Source organism: Nocardioides mangrovicus, assembly GCF_003674065.1.
GTDB lineage: Bacteria > Actinomycetota > Actinomycetes > Propionibacteriales > Nocardioidaceae > Marmoricola > Marmoricola mangrovicus.
Map to the genome: position 1 here is coordinate 124,860 of NZ_RDBE01000006.1, position 21,355 is coordinate 146,214.

A 21,355-nucleotide genomic window follows, 5' to 3' on the forward strand; every position below is an offset into this window, starting at 1 on the left:
GCACCCCTCTCGCGGCCGGGCGTCGGGGCCTGCCCACGCCCGGGCGCACCATTGGCGGCCGGTACATTCGCGGGCGTGCTCCTGAACCCCGGGCGCCTCGCCCACGCCACGCTGCTGCTGGCAGTCGTGGCCGCCGGTTGTGGCACCACAGCACCGGCGCGTACCGCCGCCCCCGCCGACGGCACCTGCCGTTCGCTCACCCCGCGCGACGTCGCTCGTTCCAACAACGACTCGCCGCGGGTGGCCTGCTCGCGGCGGCACACCGCGCAGACCTATCTCGTCGGCCGCTTCCCGGCCTCGCTGCGACGCGCGGCGTACGGCAGCAGTGCGCTGGGCCGCTACGTCTACGGCGTGTGCCAGCCGGCCTTCGTCGCGCACCTGGGTGGCGATGAGTCGATCGCGCTGCGATCCCTGTTCAGCTGGGCCTGGTTCGGCCCGTCGAAGCCGGCGTGGGCCGCCCGGGCCCGCTGGTTCCGCTGCGACGTCGTCGGCGGACCCGAGGACGCACGGGCCTATCGGTCGCTGCCGCGCACCACCGCGGGCGCCCTGGCCGCCCGCCCGCCGGAGGACTGGATGGCCTGCGCCCGTGGCACCCGGCTGGCCGGCGCCCCGCGGGTACCGTGCAGCCAGGCGCACACCTGGCGGGCGGTCACCACCATCAAGGTCGGGCAGCCCCAGGACGCCTGGCCCGGCGAGCGGATCGCCCAGGTGCGCAGCCAGCAGTTCTGCTCCGACTCGGTCGGCGGCTGGCTGGGCTACCCCACGACCGACTACCGCTACGGCTCGAGCGTCGTACGCGAAGCCGACTGGGCCGCGGGCGAGCGACGCTCGGTCTGCTGGGCGGCCACCACCCGATGAGGCGTCTCCTCCTCCTCGTGCTCCTCGTGCTGCTGGTCTCCGGCTGCGCGAGCGGTGGCGCGCCCGCCGCGAAGCGGTCCACGACCCGCAGCCCCAGCCCGAGCGCCACCACCTCGCAGGCGCCCGACCCGCCGCCGCAGGTCGGCCAGTGCTACCAGCTCACCTACGACGCGGCCACCAGCCCCACCACCGACGTCCCGGCGGTGCCGTGCTCGCAGGCCCACACGGCGGTGACGATCTACGTGGGTCGCATCGACCCGGTGGTCGACGGCCACCTGCTCACCGTCGACAGCGCCACGGTGCAGACCCAGATCGCTCAGACCTGCCCGACCAAGGTCGGCGGCTGGGTGGGCGGCGACCAGGACACCCAGCGGTTGAGCCGCTTCACCTCGATCTGGTTCAGCCCGTCGCTGACGCAGGCCGACCGCGGCGCCGACTGGTTCCGCTGCGACCTGGTCGCCGTGCGCGGCGCCGACGACCTGGCCACCCTGGCCACGACGAAGAACGTGCTCTCCGACGCCGACCGGGGCCTGGATCGCTACGGCATCTGCGGCAACTCGGCACCCTCAGCCAAGCGCTTCAGCCGCATCATCTGCGCCCAGCCCCACCAGTGGCAGGCGGTCAAGGTCGTCGCCATCGCCGCCGACGCTGCCTACCTCGGCGCCAAGGCGCAGGCCGCCGCCGACGACAGCTGCAAGGTCGAGGCCCAGCAGCGGGCCACCGATCCGCTGGTCTACAAGTGGTCCTTCGAGTGGCCCACGAAGCACGAGTGGGACGACGGGCAGCGGTACGGGCTGTGCTGGGTGCCGGCGACCTGAGCGAGGCGGGCGCGGAGGTCAGGGACGACCCGTGCCCGGCCACCGCGGTGGGGTGATCTCGACGCGCGGCTCGCCAGGGCTCGCCTGCTGCTCGATCACCGCAGCACTACGGCTCGCCTGCTCCTCGAACACCGCAGCACCACACGGCTCGATCCGCGGCGGCACCACGGGTGGTCGAGCAGCACGGCGAGGAACGAGCCGGCGCGTCGAGACCACCCCGCCGGCTGCGGCAGCCTAGAACCCCAGCCGTCGCAGCTGACGCGGGTCGCGCTGCCAGTCCTTGGCGATCTTCACCCGCAGGTCGAGGTAGACCGGCGTCCCCAGCATCGCCTCGATGGAGGTACGGGCGCGGGTGCCGACCTCGCGCAGCCGGGCGCCCTTGTGCCCGATGACGATGCCCTTCTGGGAGTCGCGCTCGACGAAGAGGTTGGCGTGGATGTCCAGCAGCGGCTTGTCGGCGGGCCGGTCGGGGCGCAGCCCCATCTCCTCCACCACCACCGCGATCGAGTGCGGCAGCTCGTCGCGGACGCCCTCGAGCGCGGCCTCACGGACCAGCTCGGCGACGATGGTCTCCTCCGGGGCGTCGGTGAGCTCGCCGTCGGGGTAGAGCGGCGGACCCTCGGGCAGTCGGGCCACCAGCAGGTCGGCGAGCAGGCCCACCTGGTCGCCGGAGACGGCCGAGACCGGCACCACGTCCGCCCACTCGGTGGAGGTCTGGTCGCCCAGCGCGGCGATGTCGAGCAGGTGCTCGGCCACCCGCTCGGGGCCGACGAGGTCGGTCTTGGTCGCCACCGCGAGCTTCGGGGTGCGCCGCACCTTGGCCAGCTCCTGGGTCAAGAAGCGGTCGCCCGGCCCGATCTTCTGGTCCGCCGGGAAGCACACCGCCACCACGTCGACCTCGGCCCACGTGGTGCGCACCAGGTCGTTGAGCCGCTCGCCCAGCAGCGTCCTCGGCCGGTGCAGGCCCGGGGTGTCGACCAGCACCAGCTGTGCGTCTGGCCGGTGGACGATGCCGCGCACGGTCGTCCGCGTGGTCTGCGGTCGCGAGGAGGTGATGGCCACCTTGGTGCCGACGATGGCGTTGGTCAGCGTGGACTTGCCGGCGTTGGGGCGACCGACGAAGCAGGCGAAGCCGGAACGGTGGCTCATGAGGCCCGCAGCCGGCGGCCGCGCGCGCCGCTCCAGTAGCCCATCACGTCGAATCTCGTGGTCTCGAAGCCCACCTCGTGACGCAGGTGCTTGCGGATCTCGCGCATCTGCGCCGACTCCCCCGCCATCCAGAAGTAGCCCGGGCCCGCGGGCCAGGTCAGCCCGCTCACCAGGTCCGCCAGCGCCGACGTCTGGCCCGACCCGTGCGCCGGCGGCTCCACCCAGGTCACCTCGCCCGCGATCGGGTCGTAGGCCACCTCGGTGCCGGCGGGCGCCTCGACGTAGGCCGTGACCCGGTGGTGGGCGGCGATCCGGGCCACCGCGGGCAGACCGGTCAGATCGGCCGCCAGCACCAGCCAGCCGGCGTCGTCGGGGAGCGCGAACGAGCCCTGCGGCAGCGAGACCAGCACCTGGTCGCCGACGCAGTCGCCGGCCGCCCAGGTGGTCACCAGCCCCTCGTCGTGGATGACCACGTCGAGCACTAGCCGCTCCCCCTCGACGTCGCGCACCGTGTAGTAGCGGGTCTGGTACTGACCCGGCACCGTGAGCGCCACCCACTCGTCGAGGACGCCGCTGCTGTGCCAGCCCGGCACCTCGACCTCGAGTCGCACCAGGTGGGCCGTGAGCTCGCGACGCGACGTGACGCGTCCGGGCAGCGGCGCGGTCCGGTGGCTCACCGACCCAAGGCTAGTGACACCGCGGCCGCCGTGGTCACGGGGCCGCCGACCTCATCCCCGGTCGGTGACGTGCAGCAGGCCGTCGGCGTCGATGGCCAGCCGGGCCACGTGGAGCCGACGCTGGTTGCGCGGATAGCCGACGCGACCGGCGTCCCAGGCGGCGTAGGCCAGGCGCAGCTGGCCGTCGGGACCCAGCACCGGCGTCGGTCCGCCCGGGCCGGCGATGCCGCCGCCGGTGGCCAGCAGCGGCGCGGTGCTCGGACGGACGCACGGTCCCAGCACGCTCTGGCAGACCGCGTAGCCGATGGCGTAGCTCGTGGTGCGGTACTCGTTGGCGGAGTAGAAGAGGTAGATCAGCCCGTTCACCCGGATCATCGTCGGGTTCTCGATGACGTGGCCCTCCCAGGCCAGCGCGGTGCTCAGCAGCGAGGTCGGGCTGGTGCCGTCGGCCAGCGCGGTGCCGTCGGCCCGCAGCCGCTGCGACCAGAACACCGTGGGCGCGTGCCCGACGATTCCCTCGGTCTTCCAGATCAGGTACGGATGGCCGTCCTCGGCGACGTAGACCTGCGGGTCGATGGCGCCCTGGTCCGAGGGGCACACCACCGGGTGCGAGCCGTGGTCGACGAACGGACCGGTCGGCTTGGCCGCACTGGCCAGTCCGATGCAGTTCTTGCGGGCCCCGCCGGCGTCGATCGGAGCGGTGTAGGCGAGCACGAACCGGCCCTGCCCGTGCGACTGCCCGTGCACGTAGGTCACCGACGGCGCCCAGGTGCGGGTGATCGACCGCCCGCCGGACCGGATCTGCCTGGTCCAGCTGCCCGGGCTCGGCATCGAGTCGCCGTAGGCGGTCCAGTGCACGAGGTCCTTGCTGGCCAGCGTGGGCAGGTTCAGGTTGGAGGTGTTGGTGGAGTAGGCGTAGTACGTCGACCCGGCCCGGATGACCGAGGGGTCGGGGAAGTCACCGGAGTAGGCGCGCCCGTTGTCGAAGGCTCCCGGACGCGCGGCGTCGGCCGAGGAGCCGACCAGCAGCGAGCCCAGCATCGCGGCCACCGCGAGCAGGGCGAGCACCACCGGCGTACGTCGGCGCGGGCCGCTGTCGCGGTGCTGGCGGCGGTGGTGGGGCGGCACTGCTGCTCCTGCGGGATCCGAGAACGACTGACCCGCAAACTATCGAGCGCGACGGGTCGCTCCGTCCGGCGTTCTTGCTAAATCGGACCAAACGGACGAGAGCTTCTCGGTGATCGAGACGCTCGCGGCGTTATGTACCGAACCTGGCGCCGTAGTCGGCCAGCCGCAGCCGCTTGGTGCCCGGCACCCGCACGAGGCGGGCGATGTGCATCCGACGCTGCGCGCACCCGCTGGGCTGGGTGAGGCAGGTGGTGGTCGTCGGGTAGCCGATGTTGCCCGGCGTCCAGGCGTGGTAGGCCATCCGCAGCAGTCCGTGGGCGTCGACGAACGGCGACTCGCCGCCGGGCCCGGAGATGGTCGCGGAGTTGCGCATCAGCGGGTAGCGCGTGAGCCGCTTGCACTTGGTGACCATCGAGGTGCACAGCGAGTAGCCGATGCGGTAACGGTCACTGGCCCAGTTGTTGGCCGAGTAGAACAGGTAGAGCCGCTTGCGCCAGACCACCATGGCCGGGTTCTCGATGACCCCGCCCTCCCAGGCCAGCTTCGGCTTGAGCAGCACCCGGGCCTTTGAGCGGTGCGCGAAGCCGGTGGCGTACTTGTTCAGCTGGCGCGACCAGATCTTCGGCGGCGTGCTGGCGTTGCCCTCGGTCTTGTAGAGCAGCCAGTTCTTGCCCTTGTAGCGGAACAGGGAGGGGTCGATCGCACCTTGGTGCGCCGGGCAGACGAGCGGACCGGCGCTGGTGTCGGTGAACGGGCCCCAGGGCGAACCGGCGCGAGCGGTCGAGATGCAGTAACGGCTGTGGTCGGCCAGCTGGGTGGCGTACGCCGCGACGTAGCGGCCCTGGATGCGCGCCACCGACGGCGCCCAGACCGGCGACTTGCGGTGCCCGTTGACCACGGTGTTCTGGCTGGCCCAGACCGGGCTGTCGGGCAGCGCGTCGTTGTCGGTGGCCGAGCCCGCGGTGTAGCTGGGACGCGTGGTCCAGATCGAGAGGTCGTGAGAGGTCAGGAGCGGCAGGTTGATGTTCGCCGTCGTGGTCGAGTAGGCGAAATAGGTCGAGCCGATGCGCAGGACGGTGGGGTCGGGGAAGTCACCGGTGTACGGCGTGCCCGCGGTGAACGGGTCGCTGCCCTTCGGGTTCGGCTTGTGATCGACCGCCTGCGCCGCCGGCAGCGTCGAGGCCGTCAGCGCCGCGGCCAGCAGCCCCGTCACGAGCGCGACCCGTCGTACCCCGTGCCTCATCGTTCACTCCCGTCACCCGAGGACTTCGGGGAAGGGTAACCCAGCAGGAGTTCCGGCGGATCCGGTTCAGCCGTTCCAGGTCGGCCGCAGCCCGAAGTCGGCCGCGCCCCCGGGGTGGTCCTTGACCGCCAGCACCTGGTGCAGCTCGATCTCGTCGATGTCGAAGGCGAACCGCGAGCCGGCCATGTAGAGCCCCCACACCCGAGCGGTGCCCTCGCCGACCTCGGCGACGCACTCGTCCCAGTTCGCCACCAGGTTGCGGCACCAGTCGCGCAGCGTCATCGCGTAGTGCTCGCGCAGGTTCTCCTCGTGGCGTACCTCCAGGCCGTGGTCCTGGATCGCGCTGACGATGGTGCCGACGCCGGTGAGCTCGCCGTCGGGGAAGACGTAGCGGTCGATGAACGCCCCGGTGTTCTTCGGACGGTTGTCCTGGCGGGTGATGCAGTGGTTGAGCAGCCGGCCGCCGGGACGCAGCTTGTCGCGCAGGACCGAGAAGTAGGCCGGGTAGTTCTTCACGCCGATGTGCTCGGTGAGGCCGATCGAGCTGATCGCGTCGAAGTCGCCCTCGGGGACGTCGCGGTAGTCCATGAAGCGCACCTCGGCCAGGTGGTCGAGCCCCTCGCGCTTGATCGCCTCCTGCGCCCACTCGGCCTGCTCCTGCGACAGCGTGACGCCGAGCGCCTTGACGCCGTACTTGCGCGCGGCGTGGCGCACCATGCCGCCCCAGCCGCAGCCGACGTCGAGCAGCCGGTCGCCCTCGTGCAGTCCGAGCTTGCGCGCGACCAGGTCGTACTTGAAGCCCTGGGCCTCCTCCAACGTCGCGTCGATCGTCGGGTAGCAGGCGCACGTGTAGGTCATCGAGGGACCGAGCACCAGCTCGTAGAACCGGTTGGAGACGTCGTAGTGGTGGTGGATGGCCTCGGCGTCGCGGGCCTGGGAGTGCCGCATGCCTTCCACCAGCCGGCGCCAGCGCGGCAGGTGCTCCTGCGGGGGCACCGGCGGCGGGTTGAGGTTCGACAGTCCGACCGAGCGCAGCATCCGCAGCACGTCGGTGGCCGGCGGCATCTGGAAGTGCGTGTGCTCCTTGATGCGCGCCATCGCCTCGTAGGGGTCGCCGGGGTGGACGCCGGAGATCTCCAGGTCGCCCATCACGTACGCCCGCGCCAGGCCGAGGTCGCCGGGGGCGGTGAGCAGGTAGCGCAGCCCGCGCTCGTTGGCCAGGTGGGCCTTGATCGGGGAATCCTGCGGGCCCGCCGAGCTGCCGTCGTAGGCGGTGAACGCGATCGGGAAGCCGCCCTTGAGCAGGGAGTCGAGCATCTGCCCGATGCTCATCGCCGAGGTTCCGTCCAGCAGGGTCATCCGCGTCGCACCGCCTTGTCGTAGAGGGAGGGGAACCGCCCGGCCGGGTCGTAGCGACCCTTCACGGCGGCCAGGTTGGCGCCGTCGTAGAGCCGGTCGAAGGTCTCGGGGTCGTAGAAGGCCTCGGAGTACAGGGACTTGTGGCCGCCCAGGTCGTGCACCTCGGCCTCGATCGCGCGGTTGCGCGGGGCGTCGTCGGCCTCGGGGCCCACGTGGACGGTGCCCCAGAACCCTGCGTTGACGTAGGTACGGCCGCGCTCCAGCGGGTAGGTGGGCCACGTGGTCTCGCCGCGCAACCGCAGCGGGCACAGCCACACCGGGCGCATCCCGACGTGCTCGTCGAACCAGGCCAGGAACTCCCCCAGCCGCTCGACGGGGACCTCGATGTCCTGCACCACGCGCTCGCGCCGCGGCCGGCCGGCGCGGCGGTCGAGCCGGTCGGCGATGTCGAAGCGCTGGTCCAGGCCCAGCAGCCGGTGGTAGACGTCGCTGCGCCGCCAGCGCCGCGGCCACACCCGGCGCAGGTAGGGGTTCTGCGCGCCGAACGCGCCGGAGCACCAGAACCAGTCGGTGTCCCAGCGCCACAGGTAGTCGTACGGCGTGAGGAGGTCGCTCTCGCGCTCGCGGATGCTGCGGAAGTAGATCTGCTGGCCGGCGTAGTCGCTGGTGGGTGCGCCGTCGCGCGCGGGCAGCCAGGTGGCCAGCGTCAGGTACGCCTCGCCCGGCTCGAAGGCGACGCCGTCCATGCCGTCGACGTGCTGGCCGTCGTACTCGCCGGTCTCGACGATCTGCTCGATCGTCTTGCCCAGCAGGCCGATGTCGTCGAACCGCACGTGACGCAGCCCCACCAGCGCGCCGATCGGCTCCAGCTCGATGCGCAGCCGGGTGGCGTAGCCGAGCGAGCCGTAGGAGTTCGGGAAGGTGGCGAACAGGTCGGCGTGCTCGTTCGTGGCGGTGGCCGTGACCACCTCGCCGGTGCCGGTGAACACGTCCATCTCCAGCACCGACTCGTGCGGCAGGCCGTTGCGGAAGCTGGTGGACTCGATGCCCAGGCCGGTGACCGCGCCGCCGAGGGTGATGGTGCGCAGCTGCGGCACCACCAGCGGGATCAGCCCGTGCTCGAGGGTGACGTCGCACAGGTCCTCGTAGGTGCACATGCCCTGCACGTCGGCCGTGCGGTTCGCGGCGTCGACGCTGATGACCCCGGCGAGCCCTGCGACGTCGAGGCCGGGAGCGTCGCTGTCGGCCCGCGGCCGGAACAGGTTCGAGGTCCGCTTCGCCAGCCGCACCCGGCGCTCGGCCGGGATCGCGGCGTAGGAGGCGCTGAGTCGTTCGACCGCGCGGTCGTGCGCCTGCTGCCCGACGAGCCCCATACCCGCAGGCTATAACTCCTCGCGCCCTCAGGTGGAGAGGGTCTCCGCCACACTCCCGCGGGGGTCTGCTCGGTGCACAGCGACGCCCTCGCCGCCGAGATCGCGCACCGCCGCCAGGTCGTTCTCGGCCACGGCGTCGGCGTCGGTGAGCACCACCACCGCCTCCACCCCCGCAGCCCCCGAGGCCACGGCCATCGCCAGCGCCACGCCCACCGCGCTGACCTGCAGGTGCGCCAAGTCGACCGTCGCCGCGGCGTACGTGCGCCCGTCGAGGTCGCGCAGCGCCGCCCCCTCCGCCGCCTGCGTCCGCGCCCGAGTCGCCCGGGCCAACGTCACCAGCTTCTGATCCTCGGGGTCGCTCAGCTCGGGCACGCCGCGAGGGTAGTCCAGACCGAGTAGCACCAGTGCGCAGGCCGAGATCGGTGCTACTCGGTCTGGACTAGGCGCTCAGGCGGTGGCGGGGAGGTCGCTGGGCTGCTCGAGATCGATGCCACGGCGCAACAGCTTGCGGGTGTAGACGGTGTCGGCGGAGACGAGGTGGCTGGCGCCGGTGGCCAGCACGATGGCCAGCATCATCGGCAAGATGATCGAGTACTCGCCGGTCAGCTCGAAGAGGATGACGACCGCCGTGACCGGGGCGCGCGCGGCGCCGGCGAACACGGCTCCCATCCCGATCAGCGCGTACGCCCCCGCCGGGCCGGCGCCTGGGTCGACGGCGTGCACCAGCTCACCGAAGGCCGCGCCGAGCATCGCCCCGCAGAACAGGCTGGGCGCGAAGACGCCGCCGGAGCCGCCGATGCCGATCGTGAGGCTGCAGGCGAGCATCTTGCCGGCCAGCAGCACGAGAAGGAAGCCCACCGCGTAGCGACCGTCGACGGCGTCGCCCAGCACCGGGTACCCCACCCCGTACAGCTGCGGCAGCGCCAGCAGCACCACGCCGAGCGCGAGCCCGCCGACGCCCGGACGCAGCCACTCGGGGCCGCGGGTGCGGTGCCAGATCCAGTCGCAGACGTCTTCGACGAGGTAGAGGAACCGTGAGAAGCAGACGCCCACCACGCCCGCCACGACACCGAGTACCGCGACGAGCGCGTACTGCGTCAGGTGGGTGACCTCGAAGCCCGGCAGGGACAGGAACGGCTCGTCGCCGAGCACCGCTCGGCCGGTGACGCTGGCCGTGACCGAGGAGACGGCCACCATCCCGAACGACTCGGCGTTCCAGCGACGCAGCACCAGCTCCATCGCGAAGAAGACGCCGGCCAGCGGGGCGTTGAACGTGGCGGCGATCCCGCCGGCGGCCCCGCAGGCGACGAGCAGGCGAAGCCGCGCGGTGTCGAGCCGGAGCATCTGACCGAGTGAGGACCCCAGTGCCGACCCGATCTGGACGATCGGACCCTCCCGGCCCACCGAGCCGCCGCCGCCGATGCACAGGGCGCTGGCCAGCGACTTCACCAGCGCGACCTGCGGGCGGATACGGCCACCGTTGCGGGCTACGGCGAGCATCACCTCGGGCACGCCGTGGCCACGGGCCTCGGGCGCGAAGCGCGTGACCAGCGGCCCGTAGACCAGCCCCGCCACCACCGGCGCGACCAGCACGAAGAAGGGGCCCAGCCACGGCACCAGCGGGTTGGCGGAGTGGCCGGCGCCGGCGTAGTCGGCGTGCCCGGAGAGCAGTCGGGTGAGCCCCAGGACCAGGTAGCGGAACACGATCGCGCCGGCGCCGGCACCGAGGCCGACCAGCAGCGCGAGCAGCAGCAGCCGGACCTGCCCCGGGCCGACGCTGCGGACGTGACGGACCTTCGTGGGGATGCGATGCACGCTTGCAGTATGCAACAGTTGCAGCTATGCAAGCGAATCAGCATGAGGCGGTCGACGCCCTGCTCGACGCCTCACGCGCTCTGGTGGCGGTCTCGGCCCGCTCGATCGCGGACTCGACGTCGATGACGCTCCCCCAGTTCCGGATGCTCGTCGTGCTCACCGACGGGCCACGCCGACTGGTCGACCTCGCCGCGGCACTGGACGTCGTCCCCTCCACCGCAGCCCGGATGGTCGACCGGCTCGAGGAGGCGGGCCTGGTCGACCGCAGCATCCCGCCCGAGAACCGCCGCGAGACCCGGCTGGCCCTGACCCCGGCCGGCAAGCGCATCGTGACCAAGATCAGCAACCGCCGTCGCCGCGACCTGACCGCCGTCGTCGAACGCCTCACCGAGGAGCAGACCGCCGAGCTCACCCGGTCGATGCGGCTGTTCGCCGACATCGCGGCCGAGCTGTGGTCGTGAGGCCGCCCCGCCCGGCGGCGTAGTCCGAGACGAAATGGCTGTCGATCGGCCTGATCGACAGCCATTTCGTCTCTGACTATCCCGCCACGGCGCGCTTGACCAGTTTCTCCAGCTCCGCCAGGACGGCCTCCGAGGTGCTGGTGACGGCGTACTCGGTGGGCCACAGGTCGCCGTCGTCGAGGGAGGCGGTGTCGTTGAAGCCGAAGGTGGAGTAGCGGGCACCGAACTTGGCGGAGTGCTTGTAGAAGCAGACCACCTTGTCTGCAGCGTTCGCGTAGGCCGGCATCCCGTACCAGGTCTTCGGGCGCAGGCCCTGGGCGACGTCGGTGACGATGGCGTGGATGCGCTCGCCGATGGCGCGGTCGAGGCCCTCCATCTTCTCGATCGCCTCGAGGCAGGCCTCGGCCTCCTCGGCCTTCTTCTTCCCGCCGCGGCCGGAGGACTGCAGCTCCTCGGTGCGCGCCTTCATGGCCTCGCGCTCCTCGGCGGTGAACCCGGACTTGCTGCTGGGCATCGTGACTCCTGTCGGTGGGTGCGTCGTGTCGTGAGGATGACGTGCGAGGTCGTCAGGATGTGACAGGGCGGATCGACACCGTGCCGATCCGGTTGCGACGGCCGGCGGCCTGCTCGGCCTCGAAGATCAGGCCGTCGATGACCACGATCGAGCCGGGGATCGGCACCTTGCCCAGGTGCTTGGCCATCAGACCTCCCACCGAGTCGATCTCGTCGTCGACGATCCGCACCCCCACGACGTCCTCGAGGTCGTCGACCGGGAAGCGCGAGGGCAGCCGCACGGTGCCGTCCGGCAGCCGCTCGACCTCCTCGGCGGCCGGGTCGTACTCGTCGACGATCTCGCCGACGATCTCCTCCAAGATGTCCTCGATGGTCACCACGCCCGCGGTGCCGCCGTACTCGTCGACCACGACGGCGATGTGGCGACGGTCGGCCTGCATCTCGCGCAGCAGGTCGTCGACCGGCTTGGTGTCGGGCACCCACAGCACCGGCCGCATCACCGACTCGACCTTCTCCTTGGCCTCGGCCTCGTGCCGGTCGAAGACCCGGCGCGAGAGGTCCTTGAGGTAGGCGAAGCCGACCACGTCGTCCAGGTCGTCCTCGACGACCGGGATCCGGGAGTAGCCGCTGCGCAGCAGCAGCGACATCGCCTGCCGCAGCGTCTTCGTGCGCTCGATGTAGACGACGTCGGTGCGCGGCACCATCACCTCGCGGGCGATGGTGTCGCCGAGCTCGAAGACCGACTGGATCATCCGCTGCTCGCCGACCTCCACCAGCCCCGAGGCCTCGGCCAGGTCGACCAGCTCGCGCAGCTCGGCCTCGGAGGCGAACGGGCCCTCGCGGAAGCCTCGGCCGGGCGTGAGGGCGTTGCCGATGAGGATGAGCAGCCGCGGTACCGGTCCCAGCACCCGGGTCAGCCAGATCAGGGCGCCGGCCGAGAGCAGCGCGACGGTCTCCGCGTGCTGGCGGCCCAGCGTGCGGGGCGCGACCCCGATGAAGACGAACGAGATGACGAGCATGACGGCGATGGAGACCACCACCGACGGCCAGCGGTGGGTGACGACGCTGGTCTCGTCGCCGCGGATCGAGCCCAGCAGGTCGAAGACGACGGCGGTGGCCAGCACGACGGCGCTGGTCTCGGCCAGCAGCCGCAGCAGCAGCAGCGTGGCCATCACCCGGGGCGGGTCGTCGACCACGGCCAGCAGCGCCCGCGAGCCCGGTCGCTTCTCCTCGGCCAGCTCGCTCGCCCGGGCGCGCGAGAAGCTCGACAGCGCGGCCTCGGCGCTGCTGAGGAGCCCGGCCACCACCACCAGTCCCACGACCAGGACCAGCAACCACAGGTTCTGCGCGGTCACGTCAGGGGCTGGCGTCGCCGGCCAGCTCGGTGCGCCACAGCTCGAGCAGCTTGTCTTGCAGGCCGAACATCTCCGCGTGCTCCTCGGGCAGCGCGTGGTCGTAGCCGAGCAGGTGCAGCAGGCCGTGGACGGTGAGCAGGTCCAGCTCCTCGGTGGTGGAGTGGCCGGCCGTCTCGGCCTGCCGCGCGGCGACCGCCGGGCACAGCACCAGGTCGCCCAGCACGCCCTCCTCGGGCTCGGCGTCGACCAGGCCCGGACGCAGCTCGTCCATCGGGAAGGCGAGCACGTCGGTCGGGCCCTCCGCCTCCATCCAGCGTCCGTTGAGCTCGGCGATGGTGTCCTCGTCGACAGCGGTCACGCACAGCTCGGCCTGCGGGTGCACGCGCAGCTGGCCCATCACGAACCGGGCGAGCCGCTGGGTGCGGTGGGGGTCCAGGTCCAGCCCGGACTCGTTGAGGACCTCGATGCTCATCGGGTGACCACCTGGTCCTCGTCGCTGGTCCTCATCGTCCGCGCGACCCGCCGGCCTTCTCCTCGCGGGCGTCGAAGGCGTCGTAGGCCGCGACGATCTGGCCGACCAGCCGGTGCCGCACGACGTCGGAGGCGGTGAGCCGGTTGAAGGAGACGTCCTCGATGCCCTCGAGGATGCCCTGCACCACGCGCAGCCCGGACTTGGTGCTGCCGGGCAGGTCGACCTGCGTGACGTCGCCGGTGACCACGATCTTCGAGCCGAACCCGAGCCGGGTGAGGAACATCTTCATCTGCTCCGGCGTGGTGTTCTGCGCCTCGTCGAGCACGATGAAGGAGTCGTTGAGCGATCGGCCGCGCAGGTAGGCCAGCGGTGCGACCTCGATGGTGCCGGCGGCCAGCAGCTTGGGGATCGACTCGGGGTCGACCATGTCGTGCAGCGCGTCGTAGAGCGGGCGCAGGTAGGGGTCGATCTTCTCGCTCAGCGTGCCGGGAAGGAAGCCGAGCCGCTCGCCGGCCTCCACGGCCGGGCGGCTCAAGATGATCCGGTTGACCTGCTTGGTCTGCAGCGCCTGGACCGCCTTGGCCATGGCCAGGTAGGTCTTGCCGGTGCCGGCCGGGCCGATGCCGAAGACGATGGTGTGCTTGTCGATGGCGTCGACGTAGCGCTTCTGGTTCAGGGTCTTGGGACGGATCGTGCGGCCGCGGTTGGACAAGATGTTGAGGCTCAGCACGTCGGCCGGGCGCTCGGTGGTCTCCGTGCGCAGCATGCCGATGGCCCGCTCGACGGTCTCGCCGGTGACGCTCTGTCCCGTGCGCAGGATGGTGACCAGCTCCTCGAGGAGCCGCTCGGCCAGCGCGACCTCGGCGGGCTCGCCGCGCAGCGTGACCTGGTTGCCGCGGACGTGGACGTCGGCGTCGAAGGCGCGCTCGATCAGCCCGAGGTTCTCATCACCCGGACCGAGCAGGGCCACCATGTTGATGCTGTTGGGGACGACGACCTGGTGGGTCGTCTCGGAGGTCGAGGAGCGGACGTCGTCCGGTTGGCGTTCGGTCATGGATGCCCGGGTGGGGGCCCTTCCTGGTGGGGCGGTGCGGCTCGCTCCATGCTACTGGCGCGCGCCGACAACCTCATCCGCGTTCTACGCTGGCCCCATGACCGGCGGCCCCGAGCACGACGAGGAGCAGCGGGCGACCCGCGACTGGGGTCCGCACGAGCCCTTCGGCACCGAGGACGCCGCCCGCATCGGGCTGGACCGCAACACCCTGGAGGGCGCGCAGCTGGCGTTCTTCTCGCACCTGGACCCGCGCAAGCCCAGCCACAAGCTCGTGGCGTGGGTCGCACTGCTGCTCCTCGTCGGCTGGCCGCTGCTCGTGACCGTCATGCACCTGCTCGGTCACTGAGTGAATCGGCTCGGGGCAGGTCGGCTCAGGCCGTGACGTCGACCAGGAAGCCGCTCTGCAGCGTCGAGGCGACCTGCGAGAGCGAGATCCCCTTGTCCTGCAGCAGCTGACCGAGGTCGGCACCCTGCGAGAGCTGCGAGGACAGGTCGTCGGAGGTCGTGCCGAGCAGGCTGCTCAACGAGTCCAGCAGCTCGCTCTGCGAGGAGGTCAGGTTGCCGCTGAGCACGCCGCTGCCACCGGGCGGCGGACCCGGGGGCGGACCGGGCGGCGGACCCGACGGCCCACCGGTGCGCGAGGCGATGTTCTCGACCATGGAGTCAAGCTCGCTGGTGCCCTGCAGCTCCTGCGGCGCACCCGCCTTGAGGGCGGCGATCAGGTCGTCGTGGGAGACGCCCTTGTCCTTGGCGAGATCGTCGAGGCTGGTGCCGTTGGAGACGGCCTTCGCGATGTCGTCGGCGCTCATGTCGAGCAGCGACGAGACCGCGTCGTAGGGGCTCTTGCCCCGTTGCGTGTTCTGCGTCGCCAGCGTGCTCAGCGTGGAGCTGAGGCTGGAGACGGAGCTGATGCTGGTCATGTCGCTGGCATCGGCCTCGCCCTCGCACGACCTGAGCGGCGAGGCGGCTTTCACAGGCAGGACGCGCCATTCACAGGCTCTTGACGGCCTGCTGCCAGCCTGGCTCGTCAGCCGGGCGGCCACTCCAGCTGCCGGCCACCCAGCAGGTGCAGGTGGACGTGGAAGACCGTCTGGCCGGCCTCCGCTCCGGTGTTGAACACCAGCCGGTAGCCGGTGTCGAGACCCTCGGCCACCGCGACCTGACCGGCCGCCGAGACCACCGCCACCAGGCTCTCGGGGTCCTCCGCGGCCAGCTCCGCGGCGTTGCGGTGGTGGCTGCGGGGCACCACCAGCACGTGGGTGGGCGCCTGCGGGTTGACGTCGCGGAAGGCGACAGTGCGCTCGTCGGTGTGCACCACCTCGGCCGGCACGTCGCCGGCGACGATCTTGCAGAACAGGCAGTCCGGGTCGGTGCTCACGCGCCCGACTCTAGGACCCGGGCGATGGTGCGCCGGCCCATCCGGGCCATCGCCGGGTTGGTGTCCGCGTAGTACCAGACCGCGCCGAGGGCCTGCTGCAGCGCCCACGCCCGGCCCCGCTGCCACTCGACGTCGTCGCAGCCCAGCGCGTCGCGCACCACCTGCCGCGGGGCCGCGTCGAGCAGGTGCCAGGCGCCGACGAGGTCCAGGGCGGGGTCGGCCGGTCCGGTGCCCCCGGTGTCGAGCACGCCGGCCAGGCGCAGGTCGGCCGAGACGAGCACGTTGCCTGTGGTCAGGTCGCCGTGCGTGGTGCGGTCGGGACCGGTCGGTGGCAGCTCCCGCAGCTCGGACCACAGCGCCGCCGCGCCCGCGACGTCGATCAGGCCGGTGCTCTGCTCCAGGCAGTGGGCCACCCACGCGTCGCTGTCGCGCAGGTCGCCACCGCGCCCGTCGCCGGAGAAGGTCCGGCCGCCGGTGTCGATCGCCCGGACCTGGGCGACGAAGCCCGCCAGGTCCTCGGCGAACGCACGCGAGGACGCCGGGTCGCGGACGTCGGCGGTCTCCCCCGCCAGCCAGGTCTGCACCGACCACGGCAGCGGGTAGCCGCGTCCGGGCCGGCCCAGGAAGAGCGGCTCGGGAGTCGGCACGGTGGTGGCGGCGGCGAGGGCCGCACCGGCCTCGGCCTCCCGCGACAGCCTGACGACCTCGCCGTCGCGAGCCCGCAGCGGCAGCCGCGCTGCCACCACGCCGCCGACGCAGAAGATCGCGTTGACGGTGCCCGCGTGGCCGGTGCGCACCACCGGCAGGCCCGCCCACTGCGGGAACTGGTCGGCGACGAGGCCGGCCACGACGTGCTCGTCCACGTCGAGCTGGTCGGGATGCATCACGCACAGCACCCTGACGGCGTGGGGTCCGCACGGCCAGCGGGTTTCGGCACGGTGCGTGAACCGCGGGCGACGCTGGTGCGTCGGACTGACGTGAAGATGCACCAGGCCCCGGCACCGGACCGGGAGTCGCGCGGCTGGGTGGTCGTCGCCGCCGTGGTGGTGCTGCTGGTCGCGGTGGCCGCGGTGGTGGCGCTCGTACGCGGGCAGCAGCCGGAGCGGCACTCCGACGCCACCGCTCAGCCTTCGCGCGTGTCGGGCGCCGCGACGCCATCGAGCAGCCCGCCCGCCACCCCCGTCGGCAGCGACGTCCGTGCGCCGGTCTACTACGCCGGACAGGCGGCCCGCGGGGTCCGGCTCTACCGCGAGCTGCTGTCGCTGCCGGGCGTGACCCCCGCCCAGGAGCTGCAGCGTGCGGTACAGGTGGCCGTCGGCGGCACCGCGAGCGATCCCGACTACCGCAGCCTGTGGCCGGGCGGCACCGTCGCCAGCATCACGTCGAGCACCGCCGACGGGGTCACCGTCGACCTCCACGGCAGCGCCGACGCCCTCACGGCGGCACCGTCCGGCGGCGGCAGCGTCGGCGTGCAGGCGGTGGTGTACACGGTCGACGCCGTGCTTGGTCAGCCTGTGCCGGTCACGTTCACCATCGACGGCGAGGCGGTGCCGAGCGTGCTCGGCGTCGACACGAGCGCCCCGGTCGCGAGGGCCGACCCGCTCCAGGTGCAGGCCCCCGTGTGGGTGACGAGCCCGACGGACGGTGCCTCCGTGGGCTCGACCATCACGGTTCGCGGTGTCGCCGCGACGTTCGAGGCCACCGTGGTCTGGGAGCTGAAGCAGGGATCGCGAGTGGTCCAGCGCGGCCACGCCACGGCGCGCGAGTGCTGTATGCCCTCGCCGTACCGGTTCACGGTCAGCGGCGTGCCCGCGGGCAGCTACACGCTGGTGGTGCATGACAGCGACGAGTCGGGCCAGGGCCGACCAGTCAGCCAGGACACGAAGACGGTTAACGTCCGTTAACCATTGGGCATCTCGTACTCGGCGAGCTCCTCGGCGGTGAGCGCGCGGAGTACGCACAGCTCGTTGCCCACCGGGTCGGCCAGCACGACCCACGACTGCGAACCGTCCTGACCGACCTCGACCCGCGTAGCGCCGAGACCCTCCAGGCGGGCCACCTCGGTGGCCTGGTCGTCGGGACGCAGGTCGAGGTGGAGCCGGTTCTTGCCGGCCTTCTCCTCCGGCACCCGCAGGAACAGCAGGTCCGGGCTGACGCCGTCCTCGGGGCTGCCCGCCGGCGGCTCGAGGACCACCTCGGCATCCGAGGAGTGGGTACGCCGCCAGCCCAGGGCGGCCTCCCAGAAGTCCGCCGCCACCTCGGGCTCGGCGACGTCGACGCACAGGCACTGCCAGCGAAGGGTCATGCCGCCACCCTGCTCCGTTCGTCTAGCGTTTTTCCGTGCAGCTCACCGCCCGCGCGCTCGACCGCACGCTGCTGCTGCGTCAGCACCTCCTCGAGCGGACGGACGTCGAACCACTGGCGATGGTCGAGCACCTCGTGGGACTGCAGGCCCAGGAGCCGTTGCCGCCGTACCTCTCGCTGGCCGCCCGGGTGGCCGGCTTCGACCCGCTCGCGCTGTCCGCGCACCTGGAGCGCCGCGAGGCCGTGCGGCTGCTCACCATGCGCGGCACCATCCACCTGCTCGCACCGGCCGACGCGCTGGCGCTGCGACCGTGGGTGCAGCCGTTCCTCGACCGGCAGCTGCGCAGCGACCGGCAGGCCCGACCCGCAGCGCACCTCGCTCGCGAGGAACTGGCCGCCGCCGCGAATGCCCACGTACCCGTGCCGGCGGCCGAGCTGCGCGAGCGCTTCACCGCGGCGTTCCCCGAGACCTCTGCCGATGCCACGCTGCAGGCGGCCCGCAGTCGGCTCCCGCTGGTGCAAGCACCGCCGCGCGGGCTGTGGCAGCGCGCCGGCGGCGTCAGCTACGTCGATGTGGAGCATTGGCTCGGTGCTCCGCAGACCGAGATCGACCTGCCGACGCTGGTGCGGCGCTGGCTGCGTGCGTACGGCCCGGCGACGGCGAGCGACCTGACCACCTGGTCCGGTGTGACCCGGCTCGGCCCCGTGCTCGCCGACCTCGTCCTGACACGCCACACCGGGCCCGACGGCGCCGTGCTCCTCGACGTGCCCGACGCCCCGATCGCCGAGGAGGACACCGCCGCCCCGGCCCGACTGCTCGGGCGCTACGACAACCTCTGGCTCTCCCACACCAAACGCGACCGGGTGCTGGCCGGGGAGGACCGGAAGCGCTGGATGGGGACCAACGGCGGCGTCGGGCAGCTGGTGCTCCTCGACGGCGCCGGGGCCGGGTTCTGGCGGCTGGAGAAAGGCAGGGTGGTCCTCGACCTGTGGCGCGAGCCGACCCGCTCGGAGCGCGAGGAGCTGGCCGAGGAGGTCGAGCGGGTGGAGCGGTTGCTGGCCGTGCGGTGAGTGGCGGCGGGCCCGGGGTGCGCCAACCCAACACTTGCGCAGTTAGGTGGACCGATTCCTACCGGCAAGTCCGACACGCCGGACTCGCAACTCCGCAAGTGCGGGGCTTTGGCGCTTCCGGGCTGGACGCCGACTGAGCTTTTCCCCGACGACCCATCACGTGCGGCAACTCAACACTTGCGCAGTTAGGGGGCCCGATTCGTGGCGGCAAGTCCGACACGCCGGACTCGCAACTGCGCAAGTGCGGAGTTTTGACGCCGGCACCATGCACGCCGGCCCCACAGCCGGCTAGCCCCCGCACAGGACCGCCCCGGGGTGCGCCCACTGCACACGTGCGCACCCGGCACGCCACATGCGTCCCATTCCGCGCGCCGTCTTCGCACGTGCGCGGTGGGCGCACTACCCCCAGCGCCGGGTGCGGGCCAGCAACGCGGCGACGGCGGCGACGCCGGCGGTGGAGGTACGCAGCACCGAGGATCCCAGCCGGACGGGCTCGGCGCCGACGGCGGCGAAGGCCTCGAGCTCCGCGGGCGAGATGCCGCCCTCGGGGCCGACGACCACGACGATGGAGCCGCGGCCGGGGATGGGCAGGTTGCCGATCGGGCCGGACGCCGCCTCGTCGAGGACGACCGGCACGCTGGCGCCGGCGAGCAGGGCGGCGACGTCGTCGGTCGTCGCGGGCTCGGCCACCGTGGGGAACCAGACCCGCCGGGCCTGCTTGGCGGCCTCGCGGGCCGTCGCGCGCCACTTGGCCAGTGCCTTGGCGGTCTTCTCCTCGCCCTTCCACACCGCGACGCACCGCTCGGCGGCCCAGGGCACGATCTCGTCGACGCCGACCTCGGTGAGCACCTCGACGGCCAGGTCGGCGCGCTCGCCCTTGGGGATGGCCTGCACCACGGTCACCCGCGGCTCCTCGGCCGGGCGCACCTCGGCCTCCTCCACCACGCCGGTCAGCGAGGCCTTCGCGGCGTCGGTCACGAGCACGGTGGCGGCGGCGCCGGCGCCGTCGGTGAGCACCACCCGCTCCCCCGCGGCCGTGCGCCGGACGGTCACCGCGTGGCGGCCCTCGTCGCCGTCGAGGACGACGTCGTCACCGGCGCGCAGCGACGCGGTGCCGTCGTGGACGTAGACCGGCAGCGTCACTTGAAGGCGTCCTTGAACCGGCCGAAGACCGACTTGTGCGCCGGCTCGACGCGGCCGTCGGGCGACTCCTCGTGACGCAAGACGGCCAGCTCGCGCAGCAGCTCCTGCTGGCGCTCGTCGAGGCGCGCTGGCGTCTCCACGACGACGGTGACGACGACGTCGCCGCGACCGCCGCTGCGCAGCGACGGCACCCCACGGCCGCGGATGCGCTGCTCGGCGCCGGACTGCGTGCCGGCGCGGATGTCGAAGGCGACCGAGGTCTCCAGCTCCGGGTCGGAGGACTCCAGGTCGGCCTCGAGCAGCGGCAGGTCGATCGTGGTGCCGAGCGCCGCGGCGGTCATCGGCAGCACGACGTGGCACAGCAGGTCGTTTCCCTCGCGCGTGAAGGTCTCGTGCGGCGCGACGCGGACCTCGACGTAGAGGTCGCCGGCCGGGCCGCCACCGGGGCCGACCTCGCCCTGCTCGGTCAGCTGCACCCGGGTTCCGGTGTCAACGCCCGCGGGGATCTTCACGGTCAGCGCGCGGCGCGAACGCACGCGCCCGTCGCCGGCGCACTCGCGGCACGGCTCGGGGATGATCTCTCCGAAGCCGCGGCAGGCCGCGCACGGACGCAGCGTGCGGACCTCGCCGAGGAACGAGCGCTGCACCTGCTGCACCTCGCCACGGCCGTGGCAGGTCTCGCAGGTGACGGGCCGCGTGCCGGCCGCCGCGCCCGAGCCGTGGCAGGTGCTGCACAGCACGGCGGTGTCGACCTTGAGCTCGCGGGTGGTGCCGAACGCCGCCTCGGCCAGGGTGACGTCGAGCCGCACCAGCGCGTCCTGCCCGCGGCGGGTGCGGGGCCGGGGTCCATGGCCGCCACCGGCCGCGGCGCCGCCGAAGAAGGCGTCCATGATGTCGGTGAAGGAGAAGCCGGCGCCCTGGCCGGCGAACCCACCGCCCATGCCACCGCCCATGGGGTCGCCGCCGAGGTCGTACATCCGCCGCTTCTGCGGGTCGGAGAGCACCTCGTAGGCGGCCGAGACCTCCTTGAACCGCTCCTGGCTGTCGGGGTCGGGGTTGACGTCGGGGTGGTACTGCCGCGCAAGCCGGCGGTAGGACTTCTTGATGGTGTCGTCGTCGGCATCGCGGTCGACGCCGAGGATCTCGTACGGGTTCACGTGGGTGGTTACTCAGCCTTCGTCGGG

24 protein-coding genes are annotated in these 21,355 nt (G+C 72.3%); 6 read left to right on the plus strand and 18 right to left on the minus strand.

Annotated elements, in window-relative coordinates:
• Window positions 1-75: 75 nt before the first annotated feature.
• Both D9V37_RS06480 and D9V37_RS06485 read left to right on the plus strand, forming a co-directional pair.
• A complete protein-coding gene (locus D9V37_RS06480) occupies window positions 76-858 on the plus strand; it encodes a septum formation family protein (RefSeq protein ID WP_158604392.1) in 783 nt (260 codons plus the stop codon).
• Entirely contained in the window at window positions 855-1,676 is an 822-nt protein-coding gene (locus tag D9V37_RS06485) for a septum formation family protein (RefSeq protein ID WP_121805333.1), read from the plus strand. Before D9V37_RS06480 ends, D9V37_RS06485 begins: the two co-directional genes overlap by 4 nt.
• A 234-nt stretch (window positions 1,677-1,910) precedes the next feature.
• Here the strand turns inward: D9V37_RS06485 and era are convergent, their stop codons facing one another.
• From era to D9V37_RS06525, 8 genes are all read right to left on the minus strand, one after another.
• Window positions 1,911-2,825 (minus strand): GTPase Era, encoded by a 915-nt coding sequence (era, locus tag D9V37_RS06490; RefSeq protein ID WP_121805334.1) that lies wholly within the window; start codon window positions 2,823-2,825, stop codon window positions 1,911-1,913.
• Complete coding sequence (locus tag D9V37_RS06495) at window positions 2,822-3,502, minus strand: siderophore-interacting protein (RefSeq protein ID WP_121805335.1); 681 nt, start codon at window positions 3,500-3,502, stop codon at window positions 2,822-2,824. Before D9V37_RS06495 ends, era begins: the two co-directional genes overlap by 4 nt.
• 51 nt (window positions 3,503-3,553) lie before the next feature.
• Window positions 3,554-4,630, minus strand: coding sequence for a glycoside hydrolase family 43 protein (locus D9V37_RS06500; RefSeq protein ID WP_121805336.1), 1,077 nt, complete (start codon window positions 4,628-4,630; stop codon window positions 3,554-3,556).
• A gap of 130 nt (window positions 4,631-4,760) precedes the next feature.
• Window positions 4,761-5,843, minus strand: a complete 1,083-nt coding sequence (locus tag D9V37_RS06505) for a glycoside hydrolase family 43 protein (RefSeq protein WP_158604393.1) — start codon at window positions 5,841-5,843, stop codon at window positions 4,761-4,763.
• 96 nt (window positions 5,844-5,939) lie between these two features.
• Window positions 5,940-7,232 carry an SAM-dependent methyltransferase gene (locus D9V37_RS06510; protein WP_121805338.1) on the minus strand — a complete coding sequence of 431 codons (1,293 nt, stop codon included), beginning with the start codon at window positions 7,230-7,232 and terminating at the stop codon, window positions 5,940-5,942.
• Window positions 7,229-8,605, minus strand: coding sequence for an FAD-binding oxidoreductase (locus D9V37_RS06515; RefSeq protein WP_121805339.1), 1,377 nt, complete (start codon window positions 8,603-8,605; stop codon window positions 7,229-7,231). Before D9V37_RS06515 ends, D9V37_RS06510 begins: the two co-directional genes overlap by 4 nt.
• A gap of 27 nt (window positions 8,606-8,632) precedes the next feature.
• Window positions 8,633-8,977 (minus strand): cytidine/deoxycytidylate deaminase family protein, encoded by a 345-nt coding sequence (locus D9V37_RS06520; protein ID WP_121805860.1) that lies wholly within the window; start codon window positions 8,975-8,977, stop codon window positions 8,633-8,635.
• A 75-nt stretch (window positions 8,978-9,052) separates the two neighbouring features.
• A complete protein-coding gene (locus tag D9V37_RS06525; RefSeq protein WP_232524788.1) occupies window positions 9,053-10,420 on the minus strand; it encodes a chloride channel protein in 1,368 nt (455 codons plus the stop codon).
• Between the two features lie 26 nt (window positions 10,421-10,446).
• Between D9V37_RS06525 and D9V37_RS06530 the strand changes: the two genes are divergently transcribed.
• A complete protein-coding gene (locus D9V37_RS06530) occupies window positions 10,447-10,881 on the plus strand; it encodes a MarR family winged helix-turn-helix transcriptional regulator (protein ID WP_121805340.1) in 435 nt (144 codons plus the stop codon).
• 76 nt (window positions 10,882-10,957) lie between these two features.
• On the opposite strand, the gene D9V37_RS06535 is transcribed toward D9V37_RS06530, so the two are convergent.
• Genes D9V37_RS06535 through D9V37_RS06550 form a run of 4 tightly spaced genes read right to left on the minus strand, consistent with a single transcriptional unit; the run spans window position 10,958 to window position 14,275 of the window.
• Window positions 10,958-11,395 carry a hypothetical protein gene (locus D9V37_RS06535; protein ID WP_121805341.1) on the minus strand — a complete coding sequence of 146 codons (438 nt, stop codon included), beginning with the start codon at window positions 11,393-11,395 and terminating at the stop codon, window positions 10,958-10,960.
• Window positions 11,396-11,447: 52 nt separating this feature from the next.
• Entirely contained in the window at window positions 11,448-12,749 is a 1,302-nt protein-coding gene (locus D9V37_RS06540; protein ID WP_121805342.1) for a hemolysin family protein, read from the minus strand.
• A 1-nt stretch (window position 12,750) separates the two neighbouring features.
• Entirely contained in the window at window positions 12,751-13,221 is a 471-nt protein-coding gene (ybeY, locus tag D9V37_RS06545; protein WP_121805343.1) for an rRNA maturation RNase YbeY, read from the minus strand.
• 31 nt (window positions 13,222-13,252) lie between these two features.
• The gene (locus tag D9V37_RS06550; protein ID WP_121805344.1) at window positions 13,253-14,275 is read right to left on the minus strand and encodes a PhoH family protein; all 1,023 of its coding nucleotides are present in this window, start codon (window positions 14,273-14,275) and stop codon (window positions 13,253-13,255) included.
• A gap of 97 nt (window positions 14,276-14,372) precedes the next feature.
• On the opposite strand from D9V37_RS06550, the gene D9V37_RS06555 reads away from it, so the two are divergent.
• The gene (locus tag D9V37_RS06555) at window positions 14,373-14,621 is read left to right on the plus strand and encodes a hypothetical protein (protein ID WP_121805345.1); all 249 of its coding nucleotides are present in this window, start codon (window positions 14,373-14,375) and stop codon (window positions 14,619-14,621) included.
• Window positions 14,622-14,646: 25 nt separating this feature from the next.
• Here D9V37_RS06555 and D9V37_RS06560 read toward each other — a convergent pair whose 3' ends face one another.
• From D9V37_RS06560 to D9V37_RS06570, 3 genes are all read right to left on the minus strand, one after another.
• A complete protein-coding gene (locus tag D9V37_RS06560; protein ID WP_121805346.1) occupies window positions 14,647-15,195 on the minus strand; it encodes a hypothetical protein in 549 nt (182 codons plus the stop codon).
• A gap of 107 nt (window positions 15,196-15,302) precedes the next feature.
• A complete protein-coding gene (locus tag D9V37_RS06565; RefSeq protein ID WP_121805347.1) occupies window positions 15,303-15,653 on the minus strand; it encodes a histidine triad nucleotide-binding protein in 351 nt (116 codons plus the stop codon).
• Complete coding sequence (locus D9V37_RS06570) at window positions 15,650-16,537, minus strand: phosphotransferase (RefSeq protein ID WP_121805348.1); 888 nt, start codon at window positions 16,535-16,537, stop codon at window positions 15,650-15,652. Before D9V37_RS06570 ends, D9V37_RS06565 begins: the two co-directional genes overlap by 4 nt.
• A gap of 78 nt (window positions 16,538-16,615) precedes the next feature.
• Here D9V37_RS06570 and D9V37_RS06575 point away from each other — a divergent pair, with 78 nt between their 5' ends.
• Window positions 16,616-17,557: a Gmad2 immunoglobulin-like domain-containing protein gene (locus tag D9V37_RS06575; RefSeq protein WP_158604394.1), complete on the plus strand. Its 942-nt coding sequence runs from the start codon at window positions 16,616-16,618 to the stop codon at window positions 17,555-17,557.
• Here D9V37_RS06575 and D9V37_RS06580 read toward each other — a convergent pair.
• Complete coding sequence (locus D9V37_RS06580) at window positions 17,554-17,958, minus strand: VOC family protein (RefSeq protein WP_121805350.1); 405 nt, start codon at window positions 17,956-17,958, stop codon at window positions 17,554-17,556. The genes D9V37_RS06575 and D9V37_RS06580 overlap by 4 nt on opposite strands.
• A gap of 35 nt (window positions 17,959-17,993) precedes the next feature.
• On the opposite strand from D9V37_RS06580, the gene D9V37_RS06585 reads away from it, so the two are divergent.
• A complete protein-coding gene (locus D9V37_RS06585; protein ID WP_121805351.1) occupies window positions 17,994-19,028 on the plus strand; it encodes a winged helix DNA-binding domain-containing protein in 1,035 nt (344 codons plus the stop codon).
• Window positions 19,029-19,427: 399 nt separating this feature from the next.
• Here the strand turns inward: D9V37_RS06585 and D9V37_RS06590 are convergent, their stop codons facing one another.
• Both D9V37_RS06590 and dnaJ read right to left on the minus strand, forming a co-directional pair.
• Complete coding sequence (locus tag D9V37_RS06590) at window positions 19,428-20,171, minus strand: 16S rRNA (uracil(1498)-N(3))-methyltransferase (RefSeq protein ID WP_121805352.1); 744 nt, start codon at window positions 20,169-20,171, stop codon at window positions 19,428-19,430.
• The gene (gene dnaJ / locus D9V37_RS06595) at window positions 20,168-21,328 is read right to left on the minus strand and encodes a molecular chaperone DnaJ (protein WP_121805353.1); all 1,161 of its coding nucleotides are present in this window, start codon (window positions 21,326-21,328) and stop codon (window positions 20,168-20,170) included. The genes D9V37_RS06590 and dnaJ overlap by 4 nt, the downstream gene beginning before the upstream one ends.
• Window positions 21,329-21,355: the final 27 nt, after the last annotated feature.

Bases quoted from the DNA above. Each gene is read 5' to 3' on its own strand.
- D9V37_RS06485 (WP_121805333.1), top strand. From the start codon at position 855: ATGAGGCGTCTCCTCCTCCTCGTGCTCCTCGTGCTGCTGGTCTCCGGC.
- era (WP_121805334.1), bottom strand. From the start codon at position 2,825: ATGAGCCACCGTTCCGGCTTCGCCTGCTTCGTCGGTCGCCCCAACGCC.
- D9V37_RS06510 (WP_121805338.1), bottom strand. From the start codon at position 7,232: ATGACCCTGCTGGACGGAACCTCGGCGATGAGCATCGGGCAGATGCTC.
- D9V37_RS06515 (WP_121805339.1), bottom strand. From the start codon at position 8,605: ATGGGGCTCGTCGGGCAGCAGGCGCACGACCGCGCGGTCGAACGACTC.
- D9V37_RS06530 (WP_121805340.1), top strand. From the start codon at position 10,447: ATGCAAGCGAATCAGCATGAGGCGGTCGACGCCCTGCTCGACGCCTCA.
- D9V37_RS06535 (WP_121805341.1), bottom strand. From the start codon at position 11,395: ATGCCCAGCAGCAAGTCCGGGTTCACCGCCGAGGAGCGCGAGGCCATG.
- ybeY (WP_121805343.1), bottom strand. From the start codon at position 13,221: ATGAGCATCGAGGTCCTCAACGAGTCCGGGCTGGACCTGGACCCCCAC.
- D9V37_RS06550 (WP_121805344.1), bottom strand. From the start codon at position 14,275: ATGACCGAACGCCAACCGGACGACGTCCGCTCCTCGACCTCCGAGACG.
- D9V37_RS06555 (WP_121805345.1), top strand. From the start codon at position 14,373: ATGACCGGCGGCCCCGAGCACGACGAGGAGCAGCGGGCGACCCGCGAC.
- D9V37_RS06560 (WP_121805346.1), bottom strand. From the start codon at position 15,195: ATGACCAGCATCAGCTCCGTCTCCAGCCTCAGCTCCACGCTGAGCACG.
- D9V37_RS06570 (WP_121805348.1), bottom strand. From the start codon at position 16,537: ATGCATCCCGACCAGCTCGACGTGGACGAGCACGTCGTGGCCGGCCTC.
- D9V37_RS06580 (WP_121805350.1), bottom strand. From the start codon at position 17,958: ATGACCCTTCGCTGGCAGTGCCTGTGCGTCGACGTCGCCGAGCCCGAG.